The organism is Micromonospora sp. DT68 (genome assembly GCF_049847245.1).
Classification (GTDB): Bacteria; Actinomycetota; Actinomycetes; order Mycobacteriales; family Micromonosporaceae; genus Micromonospora; species Micromonospora profundi.
Window position 1 is genome coordinate 1 of record NZ_JBNCNZ010000044.1, and the last position, 4,817, is coordinate 4,817.

Below are 4,817 nucleotides of genomic sequence, written 5' to 3' on the forward strand. Positions count from 1 at the left end.
CCTTACGTGGCAGGCACTTCGCCATATCTACCGACCCGCTGGACATCCAAGATCACGGCTGCCGTGAAAGGCCGAGGCTAGACGATCGCGGTGGTGCGGCGTGGGCACCATCGCAGCTTGGCCAGGATCCTCCAGGTTTTGAGCGTGGCAATCGAGCCCGCGGTGACGTGCTCGTACGCCCCGCGGGACCGTAGCCGCCGGGCACGCCGGCGCCGACGTTGTCCCAGAAGGCCGGTGATCCGTTGATGTGCCCGCCCAGGGTGTGCCAGGTGAACCCGGGGTCTTCCGTACGCAGCGCGGCCAGGCCCGCGGTGGCCAGGCCGCGCCGCAGATAGGGCGGCAGGGTGTTGGGGCTGCTCCACCCAGCCGATCCGGCACCGCTGGTAGTCGACCTCGAAAACGAACTCGTCGCGGTTCAGGCCGTCGTCGGTGCGGCCGCGCGCCGTCGCTGTCCGGGCGGCCCGGCTATCCTCGATGGTCCGCGACAGCAGTCGATGGGAGACCGCGTGACGAAGCTTCGCCCCCGAGACATCGCTCTGCTACCTGCCGACTTCACCCCCCAGCAGGCCGTCGTCCTGGTCGGCAGCAGCTACGACACGTTCTGCACCTGCGTGGTTGCCGAAGCCACCCGCAAGTGGGTGCCGCCCGCGCTGTGCAGCACCCTCCGTCGACTGGAATGGCGTGACAGGTCTCGCTGACGGGCGGCACAGCACCACAGCGGCGCCGAGTTCGACGGCGCCATTCGTTGCGATCACGGACAAGCAATCATGACGAGGACCGGAGTGGTCAGCGTGACGGCGCCAGGTCAAGAAGTTCATCCCTCAGATACGGCAACGCGGGTTTCCGCTGCTGCCTCGCTGCTGGCCGAGGTCCTGAAAGCGACGTATGACTCTAGCCCGCTGCCTCTGCGTGTCCGCCGGCAGTTCCGAGTTGCCAGCCTTGCAGAACTGGAGCTGGTCAGGCGTGGAAGACGGAACCGTGAAGAGCGGTGTGCAATCGCATTGCGCGAGGCGGTGTTGCTCGCCGAGGCTGCCATGGAGGACGGCAGCCGGGGGACGCTGCGCGACGCCCGGAAGGCGGCAGTCGTCGCGGCCGTAGAGTTGAGCGAGTTACACCACCCGGATCCTCGGGCATACGGTCACTACGCCGCGCTGGCCCGGCACCTCGTCAAGCAGCTGAAGACGTGGCCGAGCCTGAGGCAGCGGCTCGCGCGCCTCGAACGCGGGTCGGTCGAGCCGAAACTCTCTCCAGATCTGGGAGCAAGGGAAGATGAGCTTGTCAGGCTCTCCGGCCTGGTGGCCAGGGCTGACGCAATACAGGCCTATGAGCGCTTGGCCGATCTGCCCGGCCCTCCGGCCGATCTGCCACTGACATCGACGGCCGAACTCATCACCAGGGTGGCGGCCGCAGAATCGACAGAGGCCTTGGCTGGTCGGGCCCCCGCCGCTGATCTGAGCGAACGTGATCTGCGGCTGCTCGGGATCGAGTTCACCGGCTTCCGTGGCAGCCCTGGTCGAAGCGCCATCGGCTTCACCGACCGTGGTGGGCACCCCGTGACCTGTGTGATCGTTGGGGACAACGGCGTCGGTAAATCGACAATCGCCGACGCAATCGAGTTCGCACTCCAGGGCCGCGTGGGCCGGTCGTCAGATTTGGCGTCCCAGGCTCGACCGCTGGCGACGAACCAGGCGGTGGAAGCGACGCCGCAGGCCACAGCTGTGCTCTCCGACGGCACCTCGGTCACGCGCACCGTCGTGACGAGTGCTGACGGACGGGCCCGCGCCGACAGCCCAGACGTTCGTCCAGGTTTCCGCCTGGCGCCGATCACGCTGAAGCGGGCCGACATCCTGGCCTTTCTCGACAGTGGCTCGATGAGCCGGGGCACGGTCCTGTTCGATTACTTCCCGACGGACTCCTCCGGGATGGCACGCAGTCTCGAGGACGAGCGCGTCTCTCTGGGAGACCGTATGCACGATCAGCGCACCCGTCGCGACTCGCTTATAGAGCAACTGGCCGGGCACCTGTCCGTGGAGCCTGACCTCCTGCGCGGTACGGAAGCGTTCCACCGCTACGTCAGCGTGGAGATCGTCGGGGAGGGAACAGAAGACGAACGTCGAGACGCATGGGAGAAACTCGACGCGCGAACCGTCGACCTAATCCAGCAACTGCGCACCACCTACAGACAGTTGGCACAGCTCAAACGACAGCTTGAGAAAGACCTCAACCTCCTTAACCCGGTCGCGTACCCGGCGCAGGCACAGCAGCTCCGCACGATCTTGCGGGGAGTCGGGACAGAGCTGACCAAGAGCTTCCTCGCCGTCACACGAGCCAGGCACGTGGACCGCATCGAGGTGCAGTTTGGGCGGTCTGGGCCAGTGAGCATCGACATTGTCGTGGCGTTTACCAACGGTCGGTTCTGCTACCCAAAGCAAGTGTTCAGCGAGGGCTACTGCGACCTGCTGGCTCTCCTGTTCTTTCTGGCGGTGGCCAAGGAGGCCGCGAGCCGCGGCCAAGCAAAGGTTCTTGTCCTCGATGACGTTTTGCAGAGCGTCGACAGCGGGATTCGGCTGGGCGCCCTCGGCCACCTGTTGCAGGAGTTCAAAGACTGGCAGCTGGTCTTGACGGTGCATGACCGGCTGTGGCTGGAGCAGCTGCGCGTATTGCTCGCTCAGCATGGTCGGCCGTTTATCGAGCACCACATCCAGTCATGGACCTTTGAGACCGGTCCGCAACTCGCCGCCGGTGGGTCACAGCCGGCGGCACTGGTGCGAGGGGTGCTCGCCACTGGCGACGCGACGACCATCTGCGCCGTTGCCGGACGTCAACTCGAACGTCTCTGCCAGGAAATTAGTATGCGCCTAAACGTGAAGGTGACGCGACGCCTGGACGACAAGTACACACTTGGCGACCTGTGGGGTCCCTGTGCCAAGGAGCTGAAGAAGACCTCCGTGCGGGCCGTGGTGGAAAGTCTCGAACTACGGCAGCATTTGCGCAACATTGTCGGCGCCCACCAAAACCAATGGGCCGCAAGTCTTCCTTTGTCCGACGCTGTGACCTTCGCCGAGGATGTTGCGGCCCTCCTGGACGCCATGTATTGCACGACTTGCGAGGGGTGGGTCACCCGCAATCACCAATTGACGGTATGCCGCTGCGGGATGGTCGCGCTACGGCTTGCGTAATTCAATATCAGTCTATGCTCGGGTTAGTTCTTCCTGCAACACCGCGGATCATTGCTTACACGCTGGCGCGCCGGCCGTCAGAATGGGCCGTTCGCCGCTCGGCCAGCGAAAGGGCAACCGTTAGCCGCAGCCACCGGAAGGCCGGTCGCAGCAGCAACGACCTCTCATCGGAAGCGGATGCGCCATACGGTCGGTGTTGGCCCGCTGGTAACGGAACGTCACGATGGCCGCTGCGCGCGGTGCGGCGCTGTGACGACGGGGCGATCCGCGACCTGCGAGCCGGGTCGGCTGCCCTGCTCACCCGGGCGACGACTGCGGGCCACGCCGCTCTGCTCGGGCTGCAATGTTGGAACTAGGGTGCCCGATGCACGAAGGGCCCGCATAAGCGGGCCCCAAGGCGGGCGCGGGAACCCTTGGGCCTCCTGCGGCTCTGAGGCTAGCAGGAGATCCTTGGTCCCGCACGCACTTCAGTCGCGCTCGATCAACGTCCGCCGGTTGCCCCGAGCCGGTGGGAGGTCAGGCCCGCTGAGGTCGCTGATAGACCCGACCCACGAGACTGACACTCGGTGAGAAACAACTGACATGGCCCTGAGAAAACCAAGCACTGACAGCTTCGCGAGAAATGTCATGGTCCTCCTGGACTACGCGGAGGCCGATTCGGTGGAGTTGTCGGCGAGTACCCGGCGGCGACACCTCGCCATGACAGAGAGCTCCCGGCGCGCCTACACCGGCGACTTGCGGCGGTTCCTGTCCTGGAGCGCCGACCGCAAGCTGGTTGCCGCAACGGACCTCACCGACGACGAGCGGCTCGCGGACGGGGTGCGGCACCTGGTCAAGCGGCACGGCGATCTGCATGTGGTCGTCACCGAGTACGTCAGCGCCCTGGCCGACGCCGGCCGCCCCCGGCCACCATCGAACGGCCACCATCGAACGGACGCTCGCCGCGATCTCCGCCGCGCACCGGGCCGCCAGTGCCGGCGGATTGCGGACCGACGGGCCGCGGCAGGTGCTGCGCAGCTATCGCCGCGAGCGGGCCGTCACGGGTGCGGGGGTGCGGGTCCGCAAGGCTGCCCCTGTCAACAACGCCGCGCTCGGCGCCGTGACCGATGTCATGGACCGCAGCACTCTGGTCGGGATCCGCGACACCGCCCTGCTGGTGCTCGGCTTCGCCCTCGGGGCCCGCCGCAGTGAACTGGCCGCCCTTGACATCGCCGACCTAAGCTTCACCGCCGAAGGCGTGCCGGTCGAGGTCCGCACCTCCAAGACCGACCGGGACTCCCACGGCCGCACGCCGCACTGCCCTACGGCGCGCGCTCGGTGACCTGCCCGGTGCGCACCGCCCAGGCGCCGCAGTCAGCGCAGCGGGTCGATTGGTAGCTGCCAGCGATGAGAGTCAGCATCGATTGCTGCCTGTTGTCGGCGGGCCGGGAGGCGGTCATCTGCTGGAGCACTGTGAGACCTCGCCGATGCTGTAGAGCACCAGCCTGACTTCCCAGTCGTTGTGCATGATCGGGGCGATGGTGTGCTGGCCGTCGGCTTCGCATCGCTGCGACACCGTCGGCCTAAAGGATGTCTCGTAACTCGGTGAAGGCGTTGCCCGGCATGGGTGCTGGTGTCACCCCGCGAGGATGATGTTGT

Annotated in this window: 3 protein-coding genes and 1 pseudogene; 3 read left to right on the forward strand and 1 reads right to left on the reverse strand. The window is 66.3% G+C overall.

Features of this window, described 5'->3' with window-relative positions; all coding sequences use genetic code 11:
* Positions 1-77: 77 nt before the first annotated feature.
* A pseudogene (locus ACPXB1_RS30505) lies at positions 78-218 on the reverse strand (IS5/IS1182 family transposase); the annotation flags it as partial.
* A gap of 288 nt (positions 219-506) precedes the next feature.
* Here ACPXB1_RS30505 and ACPXB1_RS30510 point away from each other — a divergent pair.
* The 3 genes from ACPXB1_RS30510 to ACPXB1_RS30520 all read left to right on the forward strand — a co-directional run bounded on the left by ACPXB1_RS30510 (position 507) and on the right by ACPXB1_RS30520 (position 4,500).
* The gene (locus tag ACPXB1_RS30510) at positions 507-698 is read left to right on the forward strand and encodes a hypothetical protein (protein WP_425736157.1); all 192 of its coding nucleotides are present in this window, start codon (positions 507-509) and stop codon (positions 696-698) included.
* Positions 699-782: 84 nt separating this feature from the next.
* Positions 783-3,179 carry an AAA family ATPase gene (locus ACPXB1_RS30515; protein WP_425736158.1) on the forward strand — a complete coding sequence of 799 codons (2,397 nt, stop codon included), beginning with the start codon at positions 783-785 and terminating at the stop codon, positions 3,177-3,179.
* An 853-nt stretch (positions 3,180-4,032) separates the two neighbouring features.
* A complete protein-coding gene (locus ACPXB1_RS30520; RefSeq protein ID WP_425736159.1) occupies positions 4,033-4,500 on the forward strand; it encodes a hypothetical protein in 468 nt (155 codons plus the stop codon).
* Positions 4,501-4,817: the final 317 nt, after the last annotated feature.